The sequence below is a fragment of the Bradyrhizobium sp. AT1 genome (assembly GCF_001590795.1).
Taxonomy (GTDB): domain Bacteria; phylum Pseudomonadota; class Alphaproteobacteria; order Rhizobiales; family Xanthobacteraceae; genus Bradyrhizobium.
In genome coordinates this window covers 7,434,024-7,459,244 of record NZ_JXDL01000001.1, presented here as the reverse complement: position 1 = coordinate 7,459,244, position 25,221 = coordinate 7,434,024, and the positions used below count along the sequence as shown (strand labels likewise).

The 25,221-nt window shown below is 65.5% G+C and carries 23 protein-coding genes and 1 pseudogene; 15 read left to right on the top strand and 9 right to left on the bottom strand.

Annotated elements, in window-relative coordinates:
* A pseudogene (locus SE92_RS34340) lies at nt 1-493 on the top strand (PLP-dependent aminotransferase family protein); the annotation flags it as partial.
* A gap of 8 nt (nt 494-501) precedes the next feature.
* Here SE92_RS34340 and SE92_RS34335 read toward each other — a convergent pair.
* Nucleotides 502-1,089, bottom strand: coding sequence for a hypothetical protein (locus tag SE92_RS34335; protein WP_063203920.1), 588 nt, complete (start codon nt 1,087-1,089; stop codon nt 502-504).
* Between the two features lie 78 nt (nt 1,090-1,167).
* On the opposite strand from SE92_RS34335, the gene SE92_RS34330 reads away from it, so the two are divergent.
* Nucleotides 1,168-1,602, top strand: coding sequence for a hypothetical protein (locus SE92_RS34330; RefSeq protein WP_063203220.1), 435 nt, complete (start codon nt 1,168-1,170; stop codon nt 1,600-1,602).
* Nucleotides 1,603-1,714: 112 nt separating this feature from the next.
* Here SE92_RS34330 and SE92_RS34325 read toward each other — a convergent pair whose 3' ends face one another.
* Nucleotides 1,715-2,221 (bottom strand): YciE/YciF ferroxidase family protein, encoded by a 507-nt coding sequence (locus tag SE92_RS34325; RefSeq protein WP_063203919.1) that lies wholly within the window; start codon nt 2,219-2,221, stop codon nt 1,715-1,717.
* Between the two features lie 420 nt (nt 2,222-2,641).
* Between SE92_RS34325 and SE92_RS34320 the strand changes: the two genes are divergently transcribed.
* The 8 genes from SE92_RS34320 (at nt 2,642) to garD (ending at nt 14,072) form a co-directional block, all read left to right on the top strand.
* Entirely contained in the window at nt 2,642-3,724 is a 1,083-nt protein-coding gene (locus tag SE92_RS34320; protein WP_063203218.1) for a lysylphosphatidylglycerol synthase transmembrane domain-containing protein, read from the top strand.
* Nucleotides 3,725-3,810: 86 nt separating this feature from the next.
* Entirely contained in the window at nt 3,811-5,766 is a 1,956-nt protein-coding gene (locus SE92_RS34315) for an SGNH/GDSL hydrolase family protein (protein ID WP_063203918.1), read from the top strand.
* Nucleotides 5,767-6,062: 296 nt separating this feature from the next.
* Nucleotides 6,063-7,415, top strand: coding sequence for an MFS transporter (locus SE92_RS34310; RefSeq protein ID WP_063203216.1), 1,353 nt, complete (start codon nt 6,063-6,065; stop codon nt 7,413-7,415).
* Nucleotides 7,416-7,540: 125 nt separating this feature from the next.
* On the top strand, nt 7,541-8,446 hold the full coding sequence (locus SE92_RS34305; protein WP_063203215.1) for a LysR family transcriptional regulator: 906 nt from the start codon (nt 7,541-7,543) through the stop codon (nt 8,444-8,446).
* A gap of 131 nt (nt 8,447-8,577) precedes the next feature.
* Entirely contained in the window at nt 8,578-9,522 is a 945-nt protein-coding gene (gene kdgD, locus SE92_RS34300) for a 5-dehydro-4-deoxyglucarate dehydratase (protein WP_063203213.1), read from the top strand.
* A gap of 24 nt (nt 9,523-9,546) precedes the next feature.
* The gene (gene gudD, locus SE92_RS34295) at nt 9,547-10,890 is read left to right on the top strand and encodes a glucarate dehydratase (RefSeq protein ID WP_063203212.1); all 1,344 of its coding nucleotides are present in this window, start codon (nt 9,547-9,549) and stop codon (nt 10,888-10,890) included.
* Between the two features lie 82 nt (nt 10,891-10,972).
* Complete coding sequence (locus SE92_RS34290) at nt 10,973-12,421, top strand: aldehyde dehydrogenase family protein (protein WP_063203210.1); 1,449 nt, start codon at nt 10,973-10,975, stop codon at nt 12,419-12,421.
* A gap of 109 nt (nt 12,422-12,530) precedes the next feature.
* A complete protein-coding gene (gene garD, locus SE92_RS34285) occupies nt 12,531-14,072 on the top strand; it encodes a galactarate dehydratase (RefSeq protein ID WP_063203208.1) in 1,542 nt (513 codons plus the stop codon).
* A gap of 14 nt (nt 14,073-14,086) precedes the next feature.
* Here garD and SE92_RS34280 read toward each other — a convergent pair whose 3' ends face one another.
* Nucleotides 14,087-14,827 (bottom strand): hypothetical protein, encoded by a 741-nt coding sequence (locus tag SE92_RS34280; protein WP_063203206.1) that lies wholly within the window; start codon nt 14,825-14,827, stop codon nt 14,087-14,089.
* A 6-nt stretch (nt 14,828-14,833) separates the two neighbouring features.
* Nucleotides 14,834-15,721, bottom strand: a complete 888-nt coding sequence (locus SE92_RS34275; protein WP_063203204.1) for a MipA/OmpV family protein — start codon at nt 15,719-15,721, stop codon at nt 14,834-14,836.
* A 350-nt stretch (nt 15,722-16,071) separates the two neighbouring features.
* Here SE92_RS34275 and SE92_RS34270 point away from each other — a divergent pair, with 350 nt between their 5' ends.
* The 3 genes from SE92_RS34270 to SE92_RS34260 all read left to right on the top strand — a co-directional run bounded on the left by SE92_RS34270 (nt 16,072) and on the right by SE92_RS34260 (nt 18,574).
* Entirely contained in the window at nt 16,072-16,752 is a 681-nt protein-coding gene (locus SE92_RS34270; RefSeq protein ID WP_063203203.1) for a response regulator transcription factor, read from the top strand.
* Nucleotides 16,749-18,113, top strand: coding sequence for a sensor histidine kinase (locus SE92_RS34265; RefSeq protein ID WP_063203201.1), 1,365 nt, complete (start codon nt 16,749-16,751; stop codon nt 18,111-18,113). Before SE92_RS34270 ends, SE92_RS34265 begins: the two co-directional genes overlap by 4 nt.
* A gap of 191 nt (nt 18,114-18,304) precedes the next feature.
* Nucleotides 18,305-18,574, top strand: a complete 270-nt coding sequence (locus SE92_RS34260) for a hypothetical protein (RefSeq protein WP_063921238.1) — start codon at nt 18,305-18,307, stop codon at nt 18,572-18,574.
* A gap of 53 nt (nt 18,575-18,627) precedes the next feature.
* Here the strand turns inward: SE92_RS34260 and SE92_RS34255 are convergent, their stop codons facing one another.
* The 3 genes from SE92_RS34255 to SE92_RS34245 form a co-directional block, all read right to left on the bottom strand.
* Nucleotides 18,628-18,984: a hypothetical protein gene (locus SE92_RS34255; RefSeq protein WP_063203197.1), complete on the bottom strand. Its 357-nt coding sequence runs from the start codon at nt 18,982-18,984 to the stop codon at nt 18,628-18,630.
* A 250-nt stretch (nt 18,985-19,234) separates the two neighbouring features.
* Nucleotides 19,235-19,831, bottom strand: coding sequence for a DUF2147 domain-containing protein (locus tag SE92_RS34250; protein WP_063203196.1), 597 nt, complete (start codon nt 19,829-19,831; stop codon nt 19,235-19,237).
* Nucleotides 19,832-19,936: 105 nt separating this feature from the next.
* Entirely contained in the window at nt 19,937-20,965 is a 1,029-nt protein-coding gene (locus SE92_RS34245; protein WP_063203194.1) for an NAD(P)/FAD-dependent oxidoreductase, read from the bottom strand.
* 181 nt (nt 20,966-21,146) lie between these two features.
* Between SE92_RS34245 and SE92_RS34240 the strand changes: the two genes are divergently transcribed.
* Nucleotides 21,147-21,614, top strand: coding sequence for an acyl-CoA thioesterase (locus tag SE92_RS34240; protein WP_063203192.1), 468 nt, complete (start codon nt 21,147-21,149; stop codon nt 21,612-21,614).
* 57 nt (nt 21,615-21,671) lie between these two features.
* Here SE92_RS34240 and SE92_RS34235 read toward each other — a convergent pair whose 3' ends face one another.
* Together SE92_RS34235 and SE92_RS34230 are read right to left on the bottom strand one after the other, a co-directional pair.
* Nucleotides 21,672-21,992 (bottom strand): 2Fe-2S iron-sulfur cluster-binding protein, encoded by a 321-nt coding sequence (locus SE92_RS34235; protein WP_063203190.1) that lies wholly within the window; start codon nt 21,990-21,992, stop codon nt 21,672-21,674.
* A gap of 164 nt (nt 21,993-22,156) precedes the next feature.
* On the bottom strand, nt 22,157-22,531 hold the full coding sequence (locus SE92_RS34230; RefSeq protein WP_157096006.1) for an Hpt domain-containing protein: 375 nt from the start codon (nt 22,529-22,531) through the stop codon (nt 22,157-22,159).
* 398 nt (nt 22,532-22,929) lie between these two features.
* Here SE92_RS34230 and SE92_RS34225 point away from each other — a divergent pair.
* Nucleotides 22,930-25,221 (top strand): apolipoprotein A-IV repeat region-like domain-containing protein (locus tag SE92_RS34225; RefSeq protein WP_245324780.1); only part of this gene is annotated, 2,292 nt, incomplete at its 3' end.

The following is a 25,221-nucleotide window of genomic DNA, read 5'->3' as shown; positions in this document are numbered from 1 at the left end:
CCTGTCCAAGAAAGTCGCCCCGGGCCTTGCGCTCGGCATCCTCGTGGCGCCGCCGCACTTGCGCGAGAGCGTGATGAGCGCGGTGCGCACCGGCGGCTGGATCGCCTCCGGCCATGCGCTGGCGTCCGGGCAGCGGCTGATGGCCGACGGCACCGTCGCCGAGCTCACGCGCCTGAAACGCATCGACGCCGCGCGCCGCCAGCAGACCGCGGCAAGATTGCTCGCCGGCTACCAGCTCGCCGCCGACCCGCGCTCCTATCATCTCTGGCTGACGCTGCCGCCGCACTGGCGCTCGCAGACCTTCGTTGCGGCCGCGGCCCGGCGCGGCATCGCGCTGACGCCGTCCTCCACCTTCGCCATCGCCCACGGTCATGCCCCGAACGCGGTGCGCCTCGCCCTCGCCCCGCCGACCTTCGAGCAGCTCGATTCCGGCCTGCGCACCATCGTGTCGCTGCTCGGCACCAAGGAAGAGGATTTCGATTCCACGGAGTAGCGATCGGGCTATGGCAGCAAGGATCGGGGCAATTGATCGAAGCCATAGCTTCGCGGCTGGTTGCGCCGGACGAAGCCGCCGACCTGCCAGGCGAACAGCGCGGCAAAGCCGAGAATGAACAGCGCGCCGGCGAACTCGCCGATGACAAGCGCACGGATCAACAGGCCCGTCATCGCCACCGTCAGCACCGCGAGGAATGCCAGCACCGCCGCATAGGCCGTGCGGCCGAGCCCGGCGGTGAGCGCTGCGCGGCTGCCGGCCTTGGCCATCCGCGCGTGCAATTCGACGATGAAGGCGCGAAAGCCGTTGTCCTGCGGCGCCATCAGCGCCGCAGTCTGCCAGCTCGTCGACAGGATCGCGATACGGCGGCCGCTGCTGTGCGTGACATCGGCGCGAAAGCGGTGCTGCTGCATCGACACCGGACGGAACGACAACCGGATCGCGCTGATCTCGTCATAACGCCACAGACCCGAGCGCCCGCCGATGTGCCAGGACAAGCCCTCCTCCGTCAGCGCGAAGCGATGCGCCGAGCCGATCAGCGACGCCTTGTAGGCATAGCTCGTGACTGCCGCGACCTCGGCCTCCGACCCTTGCATCCAGACAATCGATCCCGTCCGCGCCATCCGCCCGCGATCCGCTTGCGTGATCGCCCTCGCCCATCCTACAAGCGAGGCATGGCTGAGACGACCTTTTTTCCGCGCCGCCTGATTCTCGGCGCCGCAATGATATCAGGCGTGCTGCTGGCGCTCGCGGTGCACATGCTGGGCGCGCGCTACGGGCTCGACCTCGGCGGTCTCTGGCGCTTCGACACGCATGAGTTCATCCCCGCGGGCGCGGCGATCGCGTGGTGGCTGATTGCCACGGTCGGATTCTCAGGCGGCTATTTCACGGCGAGCCTGATGCAGAGCGCCGTCTCCGGCCAGATCCCGCAGCGGATGCGCCAGTTCCTGATCGCGGTCGGCGTGTTGCTGCTCGCAGGCGCGGGCCAGGCCGCCTCGGCGCCGAGCCCGATCCCGACCGTCTCGGGCGTGCTGGCCGGGCTCGCCGCGCTGTGCCTCGGTGCCGTGATGGCGTTCTGCGGCGCGCATTTCGCGTTGCGCCGCGGCTGACGCTTCGCTGCGCGCTCGCATGCTGCGCCTCACCAATCATCGCGAATGAGGATGCAAAAATGAAAACGCCGCGCATCCGCGCGGCGTTCTCGCAAGGCTGCGCTCTGACCGGTTAGCTCGCCGCGCGCAGGTTCACCTTGCTCTCGGCGAGTTTCGTCAGCTTCATATCGGTCGCCTTCTCTTCCTCCAGCGTCTTGGCGAGCACGCTGGCGCAGTCGTTGCGGCCGAGCTGCTTGGCCCAGGCGATCAGGCTGCCATAGCGCACGATCTCGTAATGTTCGGCGGCCTGCGCCGCGTTGATCAGAGCGGCATCGAGTACCGCCTTGTCGGCGACCTCGCCGGCGGTCTCGTCGGCTTCCTCGATGATGCCGTCAATGGCCGGGCAATCGACAGCCTTCACGGGGACGCCATGCATCTTGAACACTTCCTCGAGGCGAGCGACGTGCTGCTTGGTTTCCTCCAGGTGCGTCAAAAAGCCCTGTTTCAACTGCGGATCGGTGGCCTTGCTTGCCATTTTCGGCAGCGCCTTGGTCAATTGCTGCTCGGCATAATAGATGTCCTGGAGCTGGTGCACGAACAGGTCGTTCATGGTCTTGATGTCCTTTGTGAACAGTCCCATCGTTCCGTCCTCTTTCCGGTTCTGGAACACGAAGGCAGCGGCCTTGCACAAAAAGCCGCTTATTCCGCCATGTTCGGTTGCTGATGGGGGCCCAACGAGCGCGCGGCATCGACGTTCCAAAAAAGCCGATACGGCTTGCGCTGGAACAATACGGACGTCGCCGGGATCTGAGATGATCTCAATGCGCGAGCCGGCCGATTTCACGACTCATATGCTTAACGCGCCTTCCGATGTGAACCGCGTATGACAAAGGGGCCGGTCCGGCGCAGAACCTATTGTTGTCAAGGGCTGCACAAGCCGCTGTTTATGCCTTAAATGATCTGGATCATGCCTAGCGATCGATGCCTGTCTTTGGCCATCATCGCACCCGACCGGCCAATGCCTGGCCCGGACGGTCTTTGCCCCCCGCCGGGAGGATGAATGCACGGACTGCTGCCAGCGCTGAAGCGCGGGTTCAAGAGATGGATCGGCTGGCGACGACTTGGAGTTGCCGCGAGCATCTTCATCATCGCCTTCGCGATCACCTCGCTGGTACGGACCCTCAAGGGCATCGATACCGGGGTCATCCTGACCGCGTTGACCGAGATTCCCCGCGGAAGCATCGGGCTCGCGGCGATCTGCGTCTTCTTCGCGTTTTGTACGCTGACCTTCTACGATTTTTTTGCACTGCGAACGATCGGCAAGAAGCACGTGCCCTATCGCATCGCGGCGCTCTCCAGCTTCACGTCCTATTCGATCGGCCACAACATCGGCGCCACCGTCTTCACCGGCGGTGCGATCCGCTTCCGGATCTATTCGGACTATGGGCTGAACGCGATCGACGTCGCCAAGATCTGCTTCCTCTCGGGCCTGACCTTCTGGCTCGGTAACATCTTCGTGCTCTCGATCGGCATGGCGATCCATCCGGATGCCGCCTCGTCGATGGATCAGTTGCCGTCGTCGATCAACCGGCTGATCGCCCTTGGCGGCCTGGCCTCGATCGGCGCCTATCTGGTCTGGCTGATGATGGGCGAGAAGCGCCGCGAGCTCGGCCAGAAGGGCTGGAAGGTGGTGCTGCCGTCGGCGCCGCTGACGCTGGTCCAGATCCTGATCGGCGTGGTCGATCTCGGCTTCTGCGCCACCGCGATGTACCTCCTGATGCCGGCCAATCCGCCGATCGACTTCATGTCGCTCGCCGTGGTGTTCATCCTGGCGACCCTGCTCGGCTTCGCCAGCCACGCCCCCGGCTCGATCGGCGTGTTCGACGCGGCCATGCTGCTGGCGCTGCCCGATTTCGGCCGCGAGCAGCTGCTGGCCACGCTGCTGGTGTTCCGCATTCTCTATTTCGTGATCCCGTTCGGCCTCGCCATCTCCATCATGGGCACCCGCGAGCTCTGGATGAACGTGGTCGAGCCCTGGCAGGAGCGGCGGCGGCTGGCCGAGGCCTGCGCGCAGGCCAATCTGCCCAAGCAGGTGACGCCGATGGAGCGCGAGCGGGCGCTGCGGCAGGCCAACAAGCGGTAAGGCGCGAGCGTCCAGACAAAGGGTTGCGGGCGGCGGAGCAATGCTCTCTTATTTCCGCCTCAACTTTGCCGTTGAAGACGCGTGCCATGGTCCCTGTATTGCTTCGTACCCTTTCCGCCGGCGCCGTGCTGCTGGCCGGACTTTTGACGGTTTTGCCGCCGGAGCGCGCCGCCGCTCAGGACGCCGGCACCCTGCAGATCAGCTGGGAGGTGCGTAACCGCTTCCGGCTGTTCCGCGAGGAGCGCGACTTCCTGCTCCATGTCGAGAACGCGCGTAACCGCAACATCCTCGCCGCCGAGCAATCGCTGGAGCTGCAGAGCGAAGGCCGCGGCTGGGCCCGCAACATGGTGAACCGCCTCTGCATCGACCTCCAGGGCCGGGTCAACCAGCCCTGCAACCGCGACAACACCAAGGAAAACTACCTCACCCCGATCGACCATCCGGTCACCGTGCGCCTCGCTGGCGCGGTGCCGGTCGGCGCCACCTGCGCCTGGTCGTTCGACGACGGCGACGGCCCGCAACAATCGACCTTCGACTGCGCCGAGCCGGTCAATTTGCGGGTCCGCTACGGCAAGCAGACGGTCGCGACCGTCGACGTCTCCTCCGGCTCCGATCCGACCCAGCGCGTCCAGACCGAGATCCAGGTCCGCGACATCTTCATCGCCGGCCTCGGGGACAGCATTGCCTCGGGCGAAGGCAATCCGGACAGACCGCTGGCGCTGTCCGACGAAGGCTTCTGCTTCCGCTCCTATCTCGGCACCGCGGCCGGCGGCCAGTACTACCGGCCGAGCCGTCACGGTTACAAGGGCGGCCGCGCCTGCGAGGCGCCGGATACGCTCGCGAACTGGCAGCGCTACAGCGCGCTCTGGTTCAATTCGCCCTGCCACCGCTCACTCTACAGCTACCAGACCCGCACCGCGCTGGCGCTCGCGGTGCGCTACACCCACATCGCGGTGACTTATCTGCCGCTCGCCTGTACCGGCGCCAGCATCGGCGACGGGCTCTTGGGCTCGCAACGCGCCCGCGAATGCCCGCCCGGCAAGACCGGCGTCTGCAACACCAGCGTGAACGCGCAAGTCGCCGAGCTGCGCGAAGCGCTCACCGCGGCGAAGAAACGCCAGCCCGATCGTACGCTCGATCTCGTGCTGCTCTCCGTCGGCGCCAACGACGTCTATTTCTCCGGCCTCGTCGCCGACGTCATCGTCGACACCGCAACCGAGCGGGCGCTGTTCCGCCGCTCCGGCGTGATGGCAAGCGTCGACGATTCCCGCGATGCGCTGGCGCGCGAGCTGCCGCAGAATTTCGTCAAGCTGCGCGAGGCCCTCAAGCCGCTGGTCGGCGGCGACCTCTCGCACGTCGTCTATGTCTCCTACGCCAATCCCGCGCTTGCCGATGGCGGCGTGCCCTGCCGCGGCGGCCGGGGCGGCTTCGATATCCATCCGTCCTTCAACGCCGATCCGCAGCGTCTTGCCCGCGTCTCGACCTTCGTCGACACCGAATTCCTGCCGCAGCTGAAGGGGCTCGCCACCTGCACCCGCGGCGCGCTGTGCCGCGATCCCGAGGCCGACCGCATGACTTTCGTCGATGCGCATCAGGCCGCGTTCGCCGATCACGGCTTCTGTGCCCATTCGGGCACTGATCCCGAATTCGACCGCAGCTGCTTTGCCGAGAACGGCCAGAGCTTCAATCCTGACATCGTGAGCGCGGCGAGCCAGCCGATGCTGTGCGGCCGCGGCGCCTCGGAATATCGCGCCTACCTGCCCCGCGCACGCTGGATCCGCGACGCCAATGACAGCTATTTCGCCGCGATGACCTATCCGCAAGGGTTGCCGGCGGCGAGCCAGCCGACCGACATCCACGACGCCACCTGGGGCGTGCTCTCCGCCGTCTATGGCGGCGCGGTCCATCCGAGCGCCGAGGGGCATGCGGCGATGGCCGATGCGGCGCTGCCGGCCGCGAGTGCCGTGCTCGGCCTCGATGCCGTGCCGCCGGGCGTGACGCGCGGGCTGCTGCCACAGCTGTTGCCGAGCGCGCAGCAGTAAGCAACGCTGCCTTCGCAAACTCAATGTCATCGTCCGCGCAGGCGGACGATCCAGTAATCCGTGACAGCTGCAATTGAATCGAGACGCCGCGGCGTGCTGGATTCCCCGCCTGCGCGGGGAATGACCATGGAGTGCGCTGTGAGCGCATTCGCAACCTCCACGCAATCGTTCCCCTCACCTGCCGTTCCATCGATCCAAAAACGGCATCGATCGATACCCCCTTGAACTTGGACACTCCGGCGCACGCGCCTCTAGGACTCGCCTTGAGGAAATGTTCAAGTTCTAAGGAGGCGCCGATGAGCGCAGTGGTGTCCGCAGCGGACGTGAGGAGGTCTCGCGTCAGGCTGTTCATCGTGACCATGTTGTTCCTGGTCACGACCGTCAATTATGCCGACCGCGCCACGCTGTCGATCGCAGGTCCCGCGCTCTCCAAGGAGCTGCATCTCGATCCCGTTGCCATGGGCTGGATCTTCTCGGCATTCGGCTGGTCCTATGTCGTGGCGCAGGTGCCCGGCGGTTGGCTGCTCGACCGCTACGGCTCGCGCCTCGTCTATGCTTTCAGCATCATCATCTGGTCGCTGTTCACGCTGATGCAGGGCTGGGTTGGCTTCCTCAGCGCCGGCACGGCCGTCGTCGTGCTGTTCGCGCTGCGCCTCCTGGTCGGCGTCGCGGAAGCGCCGTCATTCCCGGCGAATGCCCGCATCGTCGCGGCCTGGTTTCCCGGCAATGAGCGCGGCACCGCGTCGGCGTTCTTCAACTCCGGACAGTATTTCGCCACGGTGATCTTCGCGCCGCTGATGGGCTGGATCGCGCACTCCTACGGCTGGCGCTTCGTGTTCTTCGTGATGGGCGCGCTCGGCATCGTCATGGGCCTCGTCTGGATCAAGACCATCTACGGCCCGAAGGAGCATCCTTCGATCAACGAGGCCGAGTTCGACTACATCAAGGAGGGCGGCGCGCTGGTCGATCTCGACGCGCCCAAGGACGATCTGCCGCGCGGGCGTGCGCCCGAGGCCGGCTCCGGCTGGGACCATATCCGCCAGCTGCTCTCCAACCGCATGATGCTCGGCGTCTATCTCGGCCAGTACTGCATCAACACTCTGACCTATTTCTTCCTGACCTGGTTCCCGGTCTATCTCGTCAAGGAGCGCGGCCTGTCGATCCTGCAGGCCGGCTTCGTCGCGACCCTGCCGGCGCTGTGCGGCTTCATCGGCGGCGTTCTCGGCGGCATCATCTCGGACGCGATCCTGCGCAAGACGGGCTCGCTGACCATGGCCCGCAAGATCCCGATCGTCGGCGGCATGCTGCTGTCGATGTCGATCATCGCCTGCAACTATGTCGACGGACAGGCGCTGGTGGTCGGCTTCATGGCGCTCGCCTTCTTCGGCAAGGGCATCGGTGCGCTCGGCTGGGCGGTCGTCTCCGACACCTCGCCGAAGGAAGCCGGCGGCGTCTCCGGCGGCCTGTTCAACACCTTTGGCAACCTCTCCTCGATCACCACCCCGATCGTGATCGGCTACATCCTGGCCGCGACCGGCTCGTTCAACGGCGCACTGGTGTTCGTCGGCCTCAACGCGCTGGTGGCGGCGTTCGCCTATCTCGTCATCGTCGGCAAGATCGAGCGGGTGACGCTCAAACGCTCCTCCTGAGGGCTCCCATGGGAGCTTGACCAGGCAACTCAACGGCGGCCCTCAAAAGCCGCCGTCTTTGTTTTTGGGGGTGATCGATGCTAGAAGTGCCGGGGAAACGCCTTATTCATCTAAGGCATGTATCGATGTTCGACCTCAACCAGCTCCGCTGTTTCGTCACGGTGGCGGAAGAACTGCATTTCGGCCGCGCCGCCGCGCGGCTGAACATGACCCAGCCGCCGCTATCGCGGCAGATCCAGGTGCTCGAGCACATCATCGATGCGCCGCTCTTGGAGCGTACCAGCCGCTCGGTGCGCCTGACCCCGGCCGGGCGCAGCTTCCTGCCGGAGGCGCGCCGCATCCTCAAGCTGGCGGAGAGCGCCTCGCAGGTCGCCCGCCGCATCGCGCTCGGCAAGACCGGCTCGCTGAAGATCGGCTTCACCGCGGCCGCGGCCTACGGCTTCCTGCCCGAGCTCGTCGCGGCTTGTCGCGCCAAGCTGCCGGAGGTGGATTTTTCGCTGAAGGAGATGGTGTCGGGCGACCAGTTCGAGGCGCTGACTTCCGGCCAGATCGACGCCGGCCTGTTGCGGCCGCCCATCGCGCGGCCCGAGCTCACCAGCCGCCGCGTCGTCGCCGAGCCCCTGCTCGCCGCGATCCCGAAAAAGCATCCGCTCGCCAACGTCGACAGCATCACCATCAAGGATTTCGACGACCAGCCCTTCGTGATGTATTCGCCCTATGAGAGCCGCTACTTCCACGACCTGCTGGTGGCGCAATTCACCCGCGCCGACGTGCTGCCGCGCTATGTCCAGCATCTCAGCCAGATCCATTCGATCCTCGCCATGGTCCGCGCCGGCCTCGGCCTCGCCATCGTGCCGGCCGCGGCCGCGGGCCTGAAGATCTCCGACGTCCGGCTGCGCCCGTTGAAGCTGCGGGGCCGCGTGCCGGTCGAGCTGTTCATGGTCTGGCGCCGCGACGACGAGAATCCGCTGCTATCGGCCCTGGTCAAGATCGCCGGTGAATTGTCCTCCGCGGAGGTGGCGGAGGATTGATGCTCAATCCGCATCGGTCGATATAGGCTTTAGCTTGGACCCGCATCGAACGGTCTCCTAAACCACGGCGCATGGACGCGCAGGCATCGAGGCCCGCGTCCTCCACAACACGCACGAAGGGAACAGCGCCCGTGAGCAAGATGACCCCGCAGGAAATGGCCCAGAAGATCGGATCCGGCCTCCTGTCCTTTCCCGTCACGCCGTTCAAGGCTGACTACTCCTTCGACGAGGCGACCTACCGCGCCAACATGGACTGGCTGTGCGGCTACGACGTCGCCGGCCTGTTCGCCGCCGGTGGCACCGGCGAGTTCTTCTCGCTGACGCCGACCGAAGTTCCTGAAGTCGTGAAGGTTGCCGTCGACGAGACCAAGGGCCGCGTGCCCGTGCTCGCCGGCACCGGCTACGGCACGGCGATCGCGCGCGAGATCGCGATCGGCGCGGAAAAGGCCGGCGCCGACGGTCTGTTGTTGCTGCCGCCCTATCTCACCCATGCCGAGCAGGAGGGCCTTGCCGCCCATGTCGAGGCGGTCTGCGCTTCTGTGAAGATCGGCGTCATCGTCTACAACCGCGACAACGCCATCCTGCAGCCCGACACGCTCGCCCGCCTTGCCGAGCGCTGCCCGAACCTCGTCGGCTACAAGGACGGCATCGGCGACATCGAGCTGATGACCCGCGTCTACACCAAGCTCGGCGACCGCCTCACCTATGTCGGCGGCCTGCCGACCGCGGAGACCTTCGCCCTGCCCTATCTCGACATGGGCGTGACGACCTATTCGTCGGCCGTGTTCAACTTCGTGCCCGAGTTCGCCACCAATTTCTACGCGGCCGTGCGCAAGCGCGACCACGCCACGATCCAGGCGGGCCTGAAGGATTTCATCCTGCCGCTGATCGCGATCCGCAACCGCAAGAAGGGCTATGCGGTCTCGATCATCAAGGCCGGCATGAAGGTGATTGGCCGCGATTCCGGCCCGGTCCGCCCGCCGCTGACCGACCTCACCGAGCAGGAGATCGCGGAAGTCGCCGCCCTGGTGAAGAATCTGCCCGCCATCCGATCGACACAACAGGCGGCAGAATAGGACGGCAGCAGCGAGGAGCGTGCGATGGCCCAAACTGATATTTCCGGCGCACCAATCGTCACGGCGATGCAGGTGATCCCGGTCGCGGGCCGCGACAGCATGCTCCTCAATCTCAGCGGTGCGCACGCTCCGTTCTTCACCCGCAACATCGTCATCCTCACCGACAATGCCGGCCACACCGGCGTCGGCGAGGTGCCGGGCGGACAGAAGATCTGGCAGACCCTGCAGGACGCCCGCGACCTCGTGATCGGCAAGACCGTCGGCGCGATGAACAACATCCTCGCCGATGTCCGCACCGCTTTCGCCGACCGCGACGCCGGCGGCCGCGGCAAGCAGACGTTCGATCTCCGCGTGATGATCCACGCGGTCACGGCGATCGAATCCGCGCTGCTCGATCTGCTCGGCCAGCATCTCAACCTTCCGGTCGCCGCCCTGCTCGGCGAAGGCCTGCAGCGCAGCAGCGTCGAGACGCTCGGCTATCTCTTCTTCGTCGGCGACCGCCGCAAGAGCAGGCTGGACTACGTCGCGGGCGAGACCGGCAAGCCGGAGTGGTTCAACCTGCGCCATCAGGAGGCGATGACGCCGGAGACGGTGGTGCGGCTCGCGGAAGCCACCCACGACCATTACGGCTTCGCCGACTTCAAGCTGAAGGGCGGCGTGCTGCGCGGCGAGCAGGAGATCGAGGCTGTCACGGCCATCGCGAAGCGCTTCCCGAACGCGCGCGTGACGCTCGACCCCAACGGCGCCTGGTCGCTCGACGAGGCGATCAGGCTTTGCAAGGGCATGCACGGCATTCTCGCCTATGCCGAGGACCCCTGCGGCGCGGAGGCCGGCTTCTCCGGCCGTGAGATCATGGCCGAGTTCCGCCGCGCCACGGGGCTGCCGACCGCAACCAACATGATCGCGACCGACTGGCGGCAGCTGTCCCATGCGCTGCGCCTGGGCGCCGTGGACATTCCGTTGGCCGATCCCCATTTCTGGACCATGCAGGGCTCGGTGCGCGTCGCCCAGACCTGCCGCGACAACGGCCTGACCTGGGGCTCGCACTCCAACAACCATTTCGACATTTCGCTGGCCATGTTCACCCATGTCGGTGCCGCCGCGCCCGGCAAGGTCACCGCGATCGACACCCATTGGATCTGGCAGGACGGCCAGGCGCTGACCAGGGAGCCGCTTCAGATCAAGGGAGGCAGGATCGCCGTGCCCGACCGGCCGGGCCTAGGTATCGAAATCGACAGGGCGGCCATCGATGCGGCGCATGACCTCTACAAGCAGCATGGACTTGGTGCCCGGGATGACGCTATTGCCATGCAGGACCTGATCCCCGGCTGGACCTTCGACGACAAACGTCCCTGCCTCGTTCGCTAGGGCGTGATCCCGGAAAAGTGGACACCGGTTTTCCGCGAGGATCACGCCCGACTAAAAATGAAACTTCCTCTGGAGGAATGAGATGACTGCGATCCTGAAAAACTTCATCGGCGGCGAATGGGTCGACGGCTCCGGCGTCACCAGGAACATCAATCCCTCCAACACCAACGACGTCGTCGGCGAATACGCCAAGGCCGACAAGGCGCAGACCGAGAAGGCGATCGCCGCCGCCAAGGCCGCCTTCCCCGCCTGGTCGCAGTCGACGCCGCAGGCGCGCTTCGATGCGCTCAACAAGATTTCGCTGGAAATCCTCGCCCGCAAGGAAGAGCTCGGCCGCCTGCTCGCCCGCGAGGAAGGCAAGACCCTCCCCGAGGGCATCGGCGAGGTCGCCCGTGCCGGCCAGATCTTTGCATTCTTCGCCGGTGAAGCACTCCGCCTCATCGGCGAGAAGGGCGCCTCGGTGCGTCCCGGCCTCGACGTCGAGCTCACGCGTGAGCCCGTCGGCGTCGTCGGCATGATCACGCCCTGGAATTTCCCGATCGCGATCCCCGCCTGGAAGATCGCCCCGGCGCTTTGCTACGGCAACACCGTCGTGTTCAAGCCGGCCGAACTGGTGCCAGGCTCCGGGCATGCGCTCGCCGAGATCATCACCCGCTCGGGCATTCCCGCCGGCGTATTCAACCTCGTGGTCGGCTCCGGCTCGGTGGTCGGCCAGACCCTGCTCGAGCACCCGGATGTGGCCGCGATCTCCTTCACCGGCTCGGTGCAGACGGGGCGCAAGATCGCGCAGGCCTGCGTGCTCTCGAACCCCATGAAGAAATTCCAGCTCGAGATGGGTGGCAAAAATCCGCTGGTCGTGCTCGATGACGCGGACCTGAAGACCGCCGTCGAGGTCGCCGTCAACGGCGCCTATTTCTCGACCGGCCAGCGCTGCACGGCCTCCTCCCGCCTGATCGTCACCGAAGGCATCCACGACCGCTTCGTCGCGGCGGTGGCCGAGCGCCTCAACAGCCTGTCGGTGGACGACGCGCTCAAGGCCGGCGTGCATATCGGCCCCGTGGTCGACCAGAGCCAGCTCGACCAGGACCTGCGCTACATCAAGATCGGCAAGGACGAGGGCGCCAAGCTCGCCTTCGGCGGCGAGCTGCTCAAGCGCGAGAACCCCGGCCACTATCTGCAGCCCGCGCTGTTCACCGAAGCCAACAACAACATGCGCATCGCGCGTGAGGAAATCTTCGGACCGGTCGCCGCTGTCATCCGCGCCAAGAACTACGAAGAGGCGCTGGCAATCTCCAACGACACCGAGTTCGGCCTCGCCTCCGGAATCTGCACCACCAGCCTGAAATACGCCTCGCACTACAAGCGCAACAGCGAGTCCGGCATGGTGATGGTCAACCTGCCGACCGCCGGCGTCGACTATCACGTGCCGTTCGGCGGCCGGAAGGGCTCGAGCTACGGCGCCCGCGAGCAGGGCTCCTACGCACGCGAGTTCTACACCACGGTGAAGACGGCCTATACGTTCCCGGGCTAATAGCGTAGGGCGGGTTAGCGCCAGCGTAACCCGCCTCTTGTTTCCGAGCGTTGAGAGAAGCGGCGGGTTACGCCTTCGGCTAACCCGCCCTACAAGGGCGGAGCCCGCAATGGACCAGGACGTCGCAGCGAAAGAGCAGCCCCGCTACATCAAGCTCAACGAGCGCGACAATGTCGCGATCGTGGTCAATGATTTCGGGCTTCCCGCCGGCTCCCGCTTTGCCGATGGACTGACGCTGCGCGCCTTCGTGCCGCAGGGGCACAAGACCGCGCTGGTCGACATCGCAGAAGGCGCGCCGATCGTCCGCTACGGCGAGATCATCGGCTATGCGCTGTCGCCGATCCTGGCCGGAGAATGGGTGGACGAGGCGCGCATCCGGATGCCGGAGGCCCCCGACCTCGACAAGCTCGAGATCTCCACCGCCGTCCCCGCCCCGCTGCCGCCGCTTGAAGGCTTTACGTTTGAGGGTTACCGCAATCCGGACGGCTCGGTCGGCACGAAAAACATTCTGGGCATCTCCTCCTCCGTGCAATGCGTCAAGGGCACGATGGAATATGCGGTGAAGCGCATCCGCGCCGAGCTGTTGCCGAAGTACCCCAATGTCGACGACGTCGTGCCGCTGACGCATGCCTATGGCTGCGGTGTCGCCATCAACGCCCCCGACGCGGTGGTGCCGATCCGCACGTTGCAGAACATCGCGCTCAATCCGAATTTCGGCGGCGAGATTCTGGTGATCAGCTTGGGATGCGAAAAGCTCGCGCCCGAGCGGCTGGTGCCGGAAGGCGTCAGCGACGCCATCGTGCGCATGCAGGACGAAGCCTTCGACGGCTTTGGCGCGATCGTCGATGCGATCATGAAGCAGGCGGAGGCCCGCCTGAAAATCCTCAACAAGCGCACCCGCGAGACCTGTCCCGCCGCCGATCTCGTCATCGGCCTGCAATGCGGCGGCAGCGACGCGTTCTCCGGCGTCACCGCCAATCCCGCCGTCGGCTTTGCCGCGGACCTGCTGGTGCGCGCCGGCGCCACCGTGATGTTCTCGGAAGTGACCGAGGTGCGCGACGCCATCCAGCTGCTCACGCGCCGCGCCATCAACGAGGACGTCGGCCGCGCGCTGGTGCGCGAAATGGCCTGGTACGATTCTTACCTCGCCCGCGGCGGCGCCGACCGCAGCGCCAACACCACGCCCGGCAACAAGAAGGGCGGCCTCGCTAACATCGTCGAGAAGTCGTTGGGCTCGATCGTCAAGTCCGGATCATCCGCGATCACCGGTGTGCTGTCGCCCGGCGAGAAGGCGACGCAGAAGGGCATGCTGTTCGCGGCAACCCCCGCCTCCGACTTCATCTGCGGCACGCTCCAGCTCGCCTCCGGCATGACGCTGCAGGTGTTCACCACCGGCCGCGGCACGCCCTATGGGCTTGCGGCGGCGCCCGTGATCAAGGTCGCGACCCGCAGCGAGCTTGCGCGGCGTTGGAAGGACCTCATCGACTTCGATTCAGGCAGCATCGCCACCGGCGAGAAGACCATCGAGGAATGCGGCTGGGACCTGTTCCGCCTGATCCTCGACGTCGCCTCCGGCCGCACCAAACCCTGGTCCGACCGCTGGGGCATCCACAACGATCTCACGCTGTTCAATCCGGCGCCGGTGACCTGAGGCCAGCGAAGGCCTCACTGACCATCGATCAGGTGCATGTCGCCCAGCGTGACCGGCAGGCTGCGCGTGATCAGGTCCGCAATCGCCGCGCGCAACCGTTCATTTGCGGCCGGGACGTCGAAGGTGTCGTCGACCTGGCCGCTCGGGCCTCCGATACGCACGGTCCCGGTGTTGTCGAGCGGCGCGGCCGCCCTCTTCTCGATCACGTCGAACGACTTGCCCTCGATGAGGCGCACTTCGTACAGCGCGTGGATCAGGCCGTAGTTCGCGAGCAGCGTCCGGTATTCGGCGAAGCCGACGCCTTCGACGCTGCGTCCGTTTCCGAGTTTCGATCTTGCCCGGGTGATGACGATATAGGCGTCCAGCCCCTGCGGAGTGATATCGCTGCGAACCAGCTCCTTGAAGGGATCGCTGCGCAGCAGATTGACGGGCGTAACCACGGAGTCCCTGATCGCAGCGAATGCTGCGCGCCTGTAAGTCACCGGCTGCACGCGATAGCGTCCGGCGAGCAGCCTCGTCGTCTGCTGGACGATCAGTTCATCCAGCCCCCATGCGCTGATCGAGACGCTTTGCGCGCTATTGCCAAGGCCCGTCAATCCGGCCTGCGTCAGGCTCATCTCGTCGCCGATCGCCGAGACGATGCCGATGGTCTTGATTGCCTGGATACGGCTCGCGCGCGTCTCGAACGCCGCGGCGGCGCCGAGAGCGACGCAGGCGGCCGCCAGGCCAATCCATAGAAATGCAGTGCGGCGCATGGCGAGCTATCGAATCCTGAAGTCGAACGAGTAGGACGCACCGAGCCCGACCGTCGTCTGGTTCGACGATCCCCGCAGCTTTACCAGCGGGCTGTCCGCGGCGTCGCCGAGCAGCTTCTCGTACTCGACATAGGCATGGACCTCCCATTGCGGATCGATGCGGTAGGAGATCTGGCTGCCGAAGCCGACCGAGTGCGCGCCACCCTTGGCATCGTACCTCGCCAACCCCGACGCCAGCGCCTGCGCGGCATCGACGCCGAAATATGGCGCGGTCGCGTTGGTGCTCTTCCAGGTGAAGCGCGGACCGGCCGAGATCGTGAGTCTTTGAATCAGCGGCACGATGACGTCGGCCGAGATGTCGGCGACCACGCCGGTATGACCGCCAATGCCCTGGCGCAGTTCGCTGCGCAGGCGGAGCCAGTCGACGGGATAATATTCGACGAAGCCGCCGAGCTCATAAGCGGCCTTGACGTCGCCAAGCCCGGTCAGCTCGGCATATTTATCGGCCTTGCGCGAGGCGACATATTTGAAGGCAGGTCCCGCGCGAAAATTGCCGACGTCGAGCAGCGCGATGCTGGCGCTGTCGCGCGGTCCGCGAAACTGGTCGATCGATCCGGAGCGGCGAATCGCGAAGATCGGGATCGGCATGAACTTGCCGTTCTTCGATCCGACGAAGTCAGGCATGTACTGTCCGCCGATGCCGACCATGACCGTCCAGTTTCCGGAAGGCGACGGCAGCATCGGCAACTCGAACGGCGGCGCCGGCAGCGTGACCGCGGTCTGCGCCGATGCCGGCTGAGGGATCGTCACGACCACGCCGAGTGCGGCAAGGAGGGCGGTCGTGCGCCGCGCATTCACCTTGAGGCGGAGAGCGGCTTCGTCGAAATGCTTCATTACGGGCCCCGGACCGGCCTTGCTGGGCTGGTCAATTGTTGTGGTTCGGAGCCCCAGCATGTGGGCCGGCAAAATTGCCCCAAGATTGCAAGGCGAAGCCGCAAGCTCAATCCTTTCCCGGCTTGCGCCGGGTACGGCGCCACTGAACCAACATTGCCCGAACATTGCCGGGACGCGCTCACGCGCCCAAACTTTGGCCGGCGGCAACGGTCAACCCGCTCGCGTCTGCCTTTTATTCGCCAAGCTCGCTGCCTTTATGGGAACCCTGCGCACGAGCCGAGACACCAGATTTCGGCCAGGGAGCGTCACGCTCGGGATTTTTTTGCCCAGCAGAGTCAAGGACGACCCGCGTGCGTTCCCTCGTGATCGAAGACGAACCGCAGATCGGCGCTTATGTCAGCCGCCTGCTCGGGCAATTGCACGGGATCGTCGACCTCGTCGGCTCGATTGCCGATGCCCGGCAGGCGCTCGACAATTTCAAATATGATCTCGCGATCGTCGACCGCATGCTGCCCGACGGCGATGCACTCCAGGTGGTGACGACGCTGAGCCAGTCGTCGGAGCGTCCCGCGATCATCATGCTGACGTCCAAGGACGCCACGGAGGATGTCGTCGATGGCCTCAACGGCGGCGCCGACGACTATCTCGGCAAACCGTTCGAGCCGCAGGAGCTGCTTGCGCGGGTGCGTGCGGTGTTGCGGCGGCCGCGGTTGCTCGCGCCTTCGGTGCTGTCGCTCGGCAATGTCGAGCTGCATCTCGGCAGCAACGAGGCGGTGGTCGCCGACACCAAAATCCTGCTGCGGCGGCGCGAGGCGCTGATCCTCGGCGCACTGCTGATGCGGCGCGACCGCGTCATCACGCGCTCCGCCCTGATCGAGGAGATCTACGGCTTCGACGACGAGATCGAGTCCAACACGCTCGAAGCGCAGGTGTCGCGGCTGAGGAAGAAGCTCGCCGAGCTCGGCGGCGACGTCGAGATCCGCAGCATGCGCGGCATCGGCTACATCCTGCGGCTGGCAACGCCGCGATGAAGTCGATCGCCCGGACCTTTGCGTTGTCGCTCGGCATCGCCGCGACGACGATCTTCCTGATCATGATGGGTATCTTCATCTGGCGGTATCCGACCGAGGAACGCGAATTCAGATCCTGTCAGGTCGTGGCTGCCGTTCTCGATCGCGCCACGGTCATCGAAGGGCAGAAACTGACGGTCCGTTCGACTCCCGCCCTCGAGGAGTTGAAGGCGGACAGCCCAAACCTCTGGTACGTCGTGTCCGCGGGCGACCTGCTCAGCGAGTACGGCAGCGAACATCGGCCCGCCCTCCCCTTCGTGTTTCCCTACCACGGGCCCGTCGGTTCGTCCGTCTTCAGCACGCTCGACCAGAACAGCACTTTCTGTCTCTCCGCCGTACAACGGGGCTCGTTGCGGCTCGCGATGATGGTCGGCGAGCCTCAGGTCCGTTTTGGCCGGATTGCAAGGACCTTTCTCCTCCGCAGGGTCTCTTCGATCATCCTCGTGGCGCTGGCCTTTGCGGCGACCGTTGCGATCGGCTCCGCGCTTGCCGCACGATTCGTCTCACGTGGCATCGAGCGGGTCGCGCGGCGCGCCCTCGCGATCGATCCGTCGGCGCCGCAAGGCTTGATATCCTTGTCCGAGGTCCCCTCGGAGCTGAAGCCGCTGGTCGAGGCGCTGAACCGCGCCTTCGGCGAGATCGACGCCTATATCAGGATGCAACGCCGCTTTCTCGGCAACGCCGCCCATCAACTGCGTACGCCGCTCACGCTGCTGCGCGCGAAGATCGAGGACGTCCCCGAGCCTGCCCTGAGGGCCGAACTGGTGCGCGACGTCAGGCGCCTGACTTCACTGGTTTCCGCCATGCTCGACCTCGCCCGGCTGCAGAATCACGCGGTCGAGAAGCGGCCGATCGATCTCGCTCAGATCACGATCGAGGTGCTTGCCGATTTCGGTCCCTCTGCGCTGGACGCCGGCATCGAGCTCGCGCTGGAGAAGGACGGGAAAGGTCCGCTGATGGTGCAAGGCGTGGACGCCGCGATTCGCAGTGCGCTCGCCAATCTGGTCGGCAACGCGCTCATCCACGCCCATGGCGCGCGGCGCATCGTCGCCACGCTCAGCCGCGATGGCATCTCTATAGACGATGACGGCGCAGGCCTGCCCGATGGCGCCGAACACGGGCTGACCGAACCGTTTCAGACCGGCAACGCTGCCTGCAAGGGCGCGGGCCTCGGCCTGTCGATCGTCCGCGAGATCATGGCCGCGCATGGCGGCGAGCTGGTCATCTCCTCCGTGCCCGGCCGCGGCACGACCATGAGCTTGCGCTTTCCCGCAGCCACCGCGCCGGTCAAGGCCGCGCAGCTCGATCTGCAAGGGCCGTAAGCGAGGGGCATCGCCGATCCACGAAACCGTCCGGAAACATTGGCGCGAAAAGCTTCTTCCTCGTTTCGTCCTTTCGCATCAAGCAACCAATATGTGCGCCGGAGGCAACGGGAATGTTCGTATGCGGGCGAACCTGCTCCGGCATCGCCACGACCAAACCTCCGATTGACATCTTCAACGGAGATTTTCCAATGCGTGTTCTCACAATGATTGCCATCGCCAGCGCCGTGATTGCGAGCTCGGCCGGTGCCTTCGCCGGTGAGCTTCCCTCTTACGAAGTGAAGTCGTTGCCGATCTCTGCGGTGCAGGTGCAGGTGCTCGGCGGCGCCGGCGTCGAGGAGCAGTCGACCGCGCCCGCGATGATCGTCGCCGGCATGCCCGCCTCGCCTGCCCAGGTCTCGGTGCTGTCGCCCCGCGTCAAGCGGCTTGCGAGCGCTGGCTCGGACAGCGAGGCACGCTAAGCCTTCCACATCGCTTGCGGCGCCTGCACACGATGCGGGCGCCGTCAGCGTTTTCAGGTCATGCTGCCCGGCATGAAGCAGCGCACGCGCGGATGACCGTCGATATAGTGCTTCCACACCATGGTGCGGCCGATCTTGTTCGGCACGGTGATGACGGCACCGTCGGGCACCACGACCCACTCCTCGTCGATGCGGACGCGGTAGCGTCCACGATCGGACTCCCAATCGACATCTGCAATGACGTAGCCGTCGGCGTCGGTGCAGCACTGGCCGAATTCGCTGTGCAGGCTTTCGAACCAGGACTTTAACGGCGAGTTGGCGTAGCGCCCGTCGTCGCGCGCCTGAGCCGGGAATGCCAGAAGCGCCGTCACACCCAGCAGCGTTGCCGCGCACAATCCTAGAGATCTCATTTTGTCGTCCCGCGATCAAAATTATCCGTGCGGGGGACGGGCAATGTCATCCGTTGTCCGCGCCTTGAGCGGGCGCGATGCCGGCGACTCGTTCCCCAGCAGCCTGACGACAGCTATGCAAATCCACTGCCAGCGCGCATTCCGGGGAACTACTGTCGCCAGGCGCAATGGCATGCGCCTTTCGACGGATACGGCGTAGGATCAAAATCCGACGCAGACGGGACGACTTTCGAGAAAATGCAGACCCAGCCTATTGCCTCGGTGCCGGCGCCATCATCCCGCCGCCGCTCTTCTTCGCCGCGGGTGCCGGCGGCTTGGTGGGCGCAGCCTGCGCGGGCAGATATTTTGCGACGATGGCGGGATCGACCTGGGCGATGTTGGCGTCCGGCAGGCGCGTCCAGGTCTCGTCCTTGCCGAGCAGCGAGATGCCGAGATAACCGCGCAGGGTCAGGGTCTGGCCGTCGGGGCTGACCTTCATGTTGGCCTTCCAGATCTGGCCGTCGCGCGGATTGAGCACGTTGCCGCCTTCGTACTTCAATCCTTCGCGCTTCATGTTGCGGACGAAGGAGATGCCGAGCACCGGCGCGTTCTTGCGATCGTCGGTGCACTTGCTGCAGATCTCGTTCGGATCGTCACCGGGCCGCGGGAAGGTCTTTGCGATCACGCCTTCGAAGATGCCGCTATGGTCGATGAAGAGAAACCATCCGACCGTCTTGCCGTCTTCGACCTTCTGCCAGAGGCCCGCCGCCGTGGGCTCGGCGGTCTGCGCCGCGGACGGTGTCACCGCCGCCAGCGACAATGCCAGCGCGAGGAAGGGGAGCAGCCGAAGGCTGGAAGAATTCCGCATTAGATCACCTTGTTAGTCCACGACCGGAATGGCCGCAGACTACGGCGATTTCGCGAACTGTTCCAGCACCAGAAACATGGGGCACCGCGTGCCGCTCGGCTGTCTTCAGTTGACACCGAGCTTCTTTTGCAGGCTGGAGGACGAGGTCGTGTACTGGAACACGAGCCGCTTCTCCGGATAGACGTAGCGATGGGCTTTTTGCGACATCAGCGCGCCCTCATGGAAGCCGCACAGGATCAGCTTGATCTTGCCGGGATAGGTGTTGATGTCGCCGATCGCGAAGATGCCGGGGACGTTGGTCTCGAACGCGGACGTCTCGACCGGCACCAGATTGTTCTCCAGCGCAATGCCCCAGTTGGCGACCGGACCGAGCTTCATCGTCAGTCCGAAGAACGGCAGCATGGTGTCGCAGGCGACTTCCGTGATGCTGTTGTCGTTGCCCTTGATGGTGGCGCCGGCGAGCTTGCCGTCAGCACCGGAGAGAGCGGTGACCTGGCCGAGCCGGAGATCCATCTTGCCGGCGGCCACCAGCGCGCGCATCTGCTCGACGCTGTGGGGCGCGGCGCGAAACTCGTCGCGCCGATGCAGCAGCGTGATACGCTTGGCGATCGGATGCAGATTGAGGGTCCAGTCGAGCGCGGAATCGCCGCCGCCGACGACCAGCACGTTCTTGTCGCGGAACGTTTCCATCTTGCGCACGGCGTAATGCACCGACGTGCCTTCATAGGCCTCGATGCCCGGCACCGGCGGACGCTTGGGCTGGAACGAGCCGCCGCCGGCCGCGATCACCAGCACCTTGCATTCGAACACCTTGCCCGCATCCGTGGTGCAGCGAAACAGGGGATCGCCGATCTTCTCGACGGTCTCGACCATCTCGCCGAGATGGAAGGTCGGATGGAACGGCTTGATCTGCTCCATCAGCGCGTCGGTGAGGCCCTGCCCCGACACCTGCGGAATGCCGGGAATGTCGTAGATCGGCTTTTCCGGATAGAGCTCGGCGCACTGGCCGCCGACCTTGTCGAGGATGTCGACGAAATGCGCCTTCATGTCGAGAAGGCCAAGCTCGAAGGCGGCGAACAGACCGCAGGGGCCGGCGCCAATAATCAGCACATCGGTTTTGATCGCGTCGCTCATGTCGTCTCTTTATCTGTCGTTATCTGTTGGACGGCGCCCTTGGGCAGAGGTGACCCTGCCTGTCTAGCCAACGGGGATGGATCAGGGAAGGCATAAAAGCGGGAGCGCCCCGCAGCCGCGCCCACTTGCCGGAGCAGGATAACTGAGCTGTAACCGGCAAGGATATGACGGAGATCAATCGGTGAACGCACCAAGCCGCCTCGATACGACGCCGCGCCTGGAGGACTACCCCTACCGCCTCAGCGACAACGTCCGCTTCGGCGATCTCGACCCCAACCAGCACGTCAACAACGCGGTCTACGCCACCTATTTCGAGACCGGCCGTGTCACGCTGATGAAGCTTCCGGAATACGGGCTGACGCCGCCGGGGCTCGCCTGGATCATGGTGCGGCTCGACATGCATTTCCGCGCCGAGCTGCACTGGCCGAACACGATCGAGCTCGGCCTCGGCGTGGTGAAGCTGGGACGGACGTCGGTGACCTTCGAGCAGGTCGTGTTCTCGCAAGGAAAGTGCATCGCCTCGGCGACGTCGGTCGGCGTCATGCTCGACGAGTCGACGCGGCGCCCAGCGCCGCTGACTGCCGAAGTGATCGAGAAGCTCAGACCCTGGCACAAGCGCGGCATCGAGGTCGCGCCGCCGAACCTATAGTTCATCCAGAAGGGCAGGCGCGTCGAAACAGACGCGTCGGAATCGGGCTCGCCAGGATCAGGCTTGCCGTTCCGGCGTCGTCACGACGAGACCGTCGAGCTCGTCGGAGACCTTGATCTGGCAGGACAGGCGCGAATTCGGGCGCACGTCGAAACCGAAATCGAGCATGTCCTCCTCCATTGGAGTCGGGCTGCCGACCTTCTCGCGCCAGGCTTCGTCGACATAGACGTGGCAGGTTGCGCAGGCGCAGGCGCCGCCGCATTCGGCCTCGACGCCGGGAATGCTGTTGCGGATCGCGGCTTCCATCACGGTTGCGCCGTTCTCGATTTCCACCGTGCGGGTTTCGCCCTTGTGGTCGACAAAGTGAATCTTGGCCATGTGTGCTCGTGCTGCCGCGGTGCTGGGAATGAAGGAGGGTCCGGGCTGTCCTATAACGGGTCGATAAGCCCGGCGCCATAGGGTTTTGCTGCGAAGTGAATCCCGCTTTGCGGCAAGAAAATGCGTCAAAACAAGAGACTAGAGTCCGGCTCGCCCGCCTGGCCTCAAGGCTTCAGGATCGCCTCGATGGCGGCGCGGGCCTCGGTCACCGCCTCCTTCAGCGCGGCGAAGGCGTGGCGCTGGTTGTGGCCGGACTGGATCGCGGTCTCGAGGCTGGCCGCAGCATCGGCCACCGCAAAAGCACCGATCCCGCGGGCCGAGCCCTTGAGCTTGTGGGCCAGTGCAGCGGCCTCGGCCGGCAGGGTCGCCATCGCCGCCATCAGGCGGACCGCCTGCTCGGCGAACATGGCCAGCACTTCCTGCTCCAGCTCGGCGTCGCCGAGCGTCATCCGGGAGAGGTGGTCGAGGTCGAGCGGGGTGTCGATGGGTGCAAGCGGGGGCGAGGGCATCCAGTCCATCCGTTGCAGTTCAGGCGTCATGGCGCAGGCCCCGGCATCGCGCGACGGTTCCGCCGGTTCGGCGGTGAGTTTCACCTCACCCAAGCATGGAAATGGTTAACGAAATGTTTGGGCTGTTTGACGCAGATCTGCCCGTTTATTGACGAAAAGTTGCCGCAATCGGCCACGCGCGGTGGAGAATTCCATTTATTGCTAAGGCGTTAGGGCGCGATCCTGTTAACGATGATTAAGAATGTCTTAATCGCGGGCATTTCATTCGCGACGCTCTGCCAATAGGATGTTGCGGAAATTGGCGGACAAGCCGTCCGGGTGGGGACGGCTCGGAGATCCGCGCGAGCGGCATGATCCGGTCTGTGGGCTTGCGTAGCGCGCAGGGCTCGCGGGGGGACGCGTACAAGTAACGAGGGCTCGGACTGAACATGGCAAACACTCCGAAAAAGGTCAAAGACCCCACAGAAGTTGCGCTTTCTGCGATCCAGGAAGCCCTCAACATCAGCGACACGGCTGCGGACACCAGCCGCAACGCTTCGATGCGCAACGAGGCAGCGCCGCCGCCGCCCCCGAGCTTCGACGAGCCGAGCTTCGAGCCGCGCCCTGCCGCCAACGAACGGACCACCGTGTTCGACCCGATCGAGGAGCCGCGCACCGCGCGCCGGGCCGCCAATGACGACCGCGAGACCATCGGCCAGTTGCTCCAGGCGCTTCAGAAGGGCCGCCCTGCCCGCAGCGTCTACACCTTTGCCACCATCTTCGCCGGCGTCTGGCTCGCCGCCTGCGCCGCGCTGACATTCGGCTTCCTGCCCTCGATCCAGGCCGCCATGGGCCAGAGCGGCGGCGTGCTCGTCATCGCCGGCCTGATCGCGATGTTCTTCGCGCCGATCATGCTGTTCTACTTCCTCGCGAGCCTGGTCTGGCGCGGCCAGGAAATGCGCATGATCGCGCAGGCGATGGCGCAGGTCGCGATCCGCTTCTCCGAGCCCGAGGGCTCGGCCTCCGATTCCATGGTCACCGTCGGCCAGGCCATCCGCCGCGAGGTCGCGGCGATGGGCGACGGCATCGAACGCGCGATCGCGCGCGCCGGCGAGCTGGAGACGCTGGTCGCCAACGAGGTCGCCGCGCTGGAGCGCGCCTATAGCGACAACGAAGTGCGCATCCGTGCCCTGCTCCAGGACATCGCGCATCAACGTGACAACCTGGTCGGCCAGGCCGAGCAGGTCCGCAGCGCCATCTCCGGCGTGCAGATCGATCTGCGCCACGACATCGCGCTGATCTCGGACGCGATCGCCTCGCGCGTCGACGAGGTGGCCAAGTCCATCACCGGCGCGCTGGAAGAGCGCGGCGCCCACATCACCAGCGCGCTGAGCAATGCCGGCGACAACATGATCCTGGCGCTCGGCGAGCGCGGCGGCGACCTGCTCGACCGCCTCGAGGAAGCCAGCAACGAGACCACGCGCGCCGTGCTCGACGCCAGCGAGCGGCTGACCACCAGCCTCAACTTCAAGACCGGCCACGTCCACGACGAGTTCGTCGACCTCGCCGACCGCGTCCACGAGATGCTGAACGAGCGCATCGACCGCATCACCGGCGAATTCGAGCAGCGCTCCGCCGCCATCGTCGACGGCATTTCCGAGCGCACCGAGCAGGTGCACGACAGCCTGAAGAACTCCTCGGACTCGCTGCTGCTCGAGCTCGAGCTGCGCTCCAACGACATCTCCGCCAAGATCGACGACGCCGGCAACCGCCTCGCCGGCCAGATCATGACGAGCGGCGACAAGGCGAGCGAAGCGCTCGACGCCACCGTCAACAGCCTCGTCGCCAAGGTGGTCAGCCAGACCGAGACCGCGCACGACTCGCTGTCGCTGCAGATGAGCGCGTTCGACGAGCTGGTGCGGAACCAGGGCACCGAGCTGGTCGAGAAGTTCGCCCGCGATTCCGGCACGCTGGGCGCCCTGATCACCCGCCACATCTCCGAGTTCGACCGCACCGTGAAGACCTTCGGCGGCGAGATCGTCGAGCGCATGGGCCAGCGCACGCAGGACATCCATGAGTCGCTGAAGACCTATGTCGACAATTTCGACACCCGCTTCACCGCCAACGGCGGCGAGATCACGGCCGTGCTCGACCAGCGTCTTGTGCAGTTCGAGACCACGATCGGCGAACGCGTCAGCAATCTCGACGCCTCGCTGAACGGCAAGATCTCCAGCCTCGACTCCACGATCGAAGGCCACATCAAGACCTTCGACGAGCAGCTCGGAGGTCGCGTCAGCGCGCTCGAACAGTCGTTCGACACCCGCGCGAGGTCAGTCACCGAGACCGTCGACAGCCGCCTCGACACGCTGGCAACGACACTGACGGACGGTGCCACGCAGGCGATCCAGTCGATCGACTCCCGCCTCACCCACCTCACGAGCACGCTGACGGATGGCGCATCCCAGACCATCCAGTCGATCGACACGAGGCTGACCCACCTCACCACGACGCTCACCGGCGGCGCGACGCAGGCGCTCGAGTCGATCGACTCCCGCCTCACCTATCTCACCACCGCGGTGACCAACGGCGCATCGCAGGCCGTGCAGTCGATCGACACGCGCCTGACCCTCCTGACCTCGACGCTCACCGACGGCACCGCGCAGGCGATCGAGGCTGTCGACCGCCGCATCACCGGCGTCACCGAGATCATCGACGGCCGCTCGATGCACCTGACCGACACG

What these genes read in the sequence shown, in the direction of transcription:
- SE92_RS34275 (WP_063203204.1), bottom strand. Translation starts at nt 15,721, where the DNA reads ATGAAGCATTTCGACGAAGCCGCTCTCCGCCTCAAGGTGAATGCGCGG.
- SE92_RS34320 (WP_063203218.1), top strand. Translation starts at nt 2,642, where the DNA reads ATGCACGGACTGCTGCCAGCGCTGAAGCGCGGGTTCAAGAGATGGATC.
- SE92_RS34260 (WP_063921238.1), top strand. Translation starts at nt 18,305, where the DNA reads ATGCGTGTTCTCACAATGATTGCCATCGCCAGCGCCGTGATTGCGAGC.
- garD (WP_063203208.1), top strand. Translation starts at nt 12,531, where the DNA reads ATGGACCAGGACGTCGCAGCGAAAGAGCAGCCCCGCTACATCAAGCTC.
- SE92_RS34250 (WP_063203196.1), bottom strand. Translation starts at nt 19,831, where the DNA reads ATGCGGAATTCTTCCAGCCTTCGGCTGCTCCCCTTCCTCGCGCTGGCA.
- SE92_RS34235 (WP_063203190.1), bottom strand. Translation starts at nt 21,992, where the DNA reads ATGGCCAAGATTCACTTTGTCGACCACAAGGGCGAAACCCGCACGGTG.
- SE92_RS34315 (WP_063203918.1), top strand. Translation starts at nt 3,811, where the DNA reads ATGGTCCCTGTATTGCTTCGTACCCTTTCCGCCGGCGCCGTGCTGCTG.
- SE92_RS34245 (WP_063203194.1), bottom strand. Translation starts at nt 20,965, where the DNA reads ATGAGCGACGCGATCAAAACCGATGTGCTGATTATTGGCGCCGGCCCC.
- SE92_RS34290 (WP_063203210.1), top strand. Translation starts at nt 10,973, where the DNA reads ATGACTGCGATCCTGAAAAACTTCATCGGCGGCGAATGGGTCGACGGC.
- SE92_RS34255 (WP_063203197.1), bottom strand. Translation starts at nt 18,984, where the DNA reads ATGAGATCTCTAGGATTGTGCGCGGCAACGCTGCTGGGTGTGACGGCG.
- SE92_RS34335 (WP_063203920.1), bottom strand. Translation starts at nt 1,089, where the DNA reads ATGCAAGGGTCGGAGGCCGAGGTCGCGGCAGTCACGAGCTATGCCTAC.
- SE92_RS34310 (WP_063203216.1), top strand. Translation starts at nt 6,063, where the DNA reads ATGAGCGCAGTGGTGTCCGCAGCGGACGTGAGGAGGTCTCGCGTCAGG.
- SE92_RS34325 (WP_063203919.1), bottom strand. Translation starts at nt 2,221, where the DNA reads ATGGGACTGTTCACAAAGGACATCAAGACCATGAACGACCTGTTCGTG.
- gudD (WP_063203212.1), top strand. Translation starts at nt 9,547, where the DNA reads ATGGCCCAAACTGATATTTCCGGCGCACCAATCGTCACGGCGATGCAG.
- SE92_RS34230 (WP_157096006.1), bottom strand. Translation starts at nt 22,531, where the DNA reads ATGACGCCTGAACTGCAACGGATGGACTGGATGCCCTCGCCCCCGCTT.
- SE92_RS34330 (WP_063203220.1), top strand. Translation starts at nt 1,168, where the DNA reads ATGGCTGAGACGACCTTTTTTCCGCGCCGCCTGATTCTCGGCGCCGCA.
- SE92_RS34265 (WP_063203201.1), top strand. Translation starts at nt 16,749, where the DNA reads ATGAAGTCGATCGCCCGGACCTTTGCGTTGTCGCTCGGCATCGCCGCG.
- SE92_RS34280 (WP_063203206.1), bottom strand. Translation starts at nt 14,827, where the DNA reads ATGCGCCGCACTGCATTTCTATGGATTGGCCTGGCGGCCGCCTGCGTC.
- SE92_RS34305 (WP_063203215.1), top strand. Translation starts at nt 7,541, where the DNA reads ATGTTCGACCTCAACCAGCTCCGCTGTTTCGTCACGGTGGCGGAAGAA.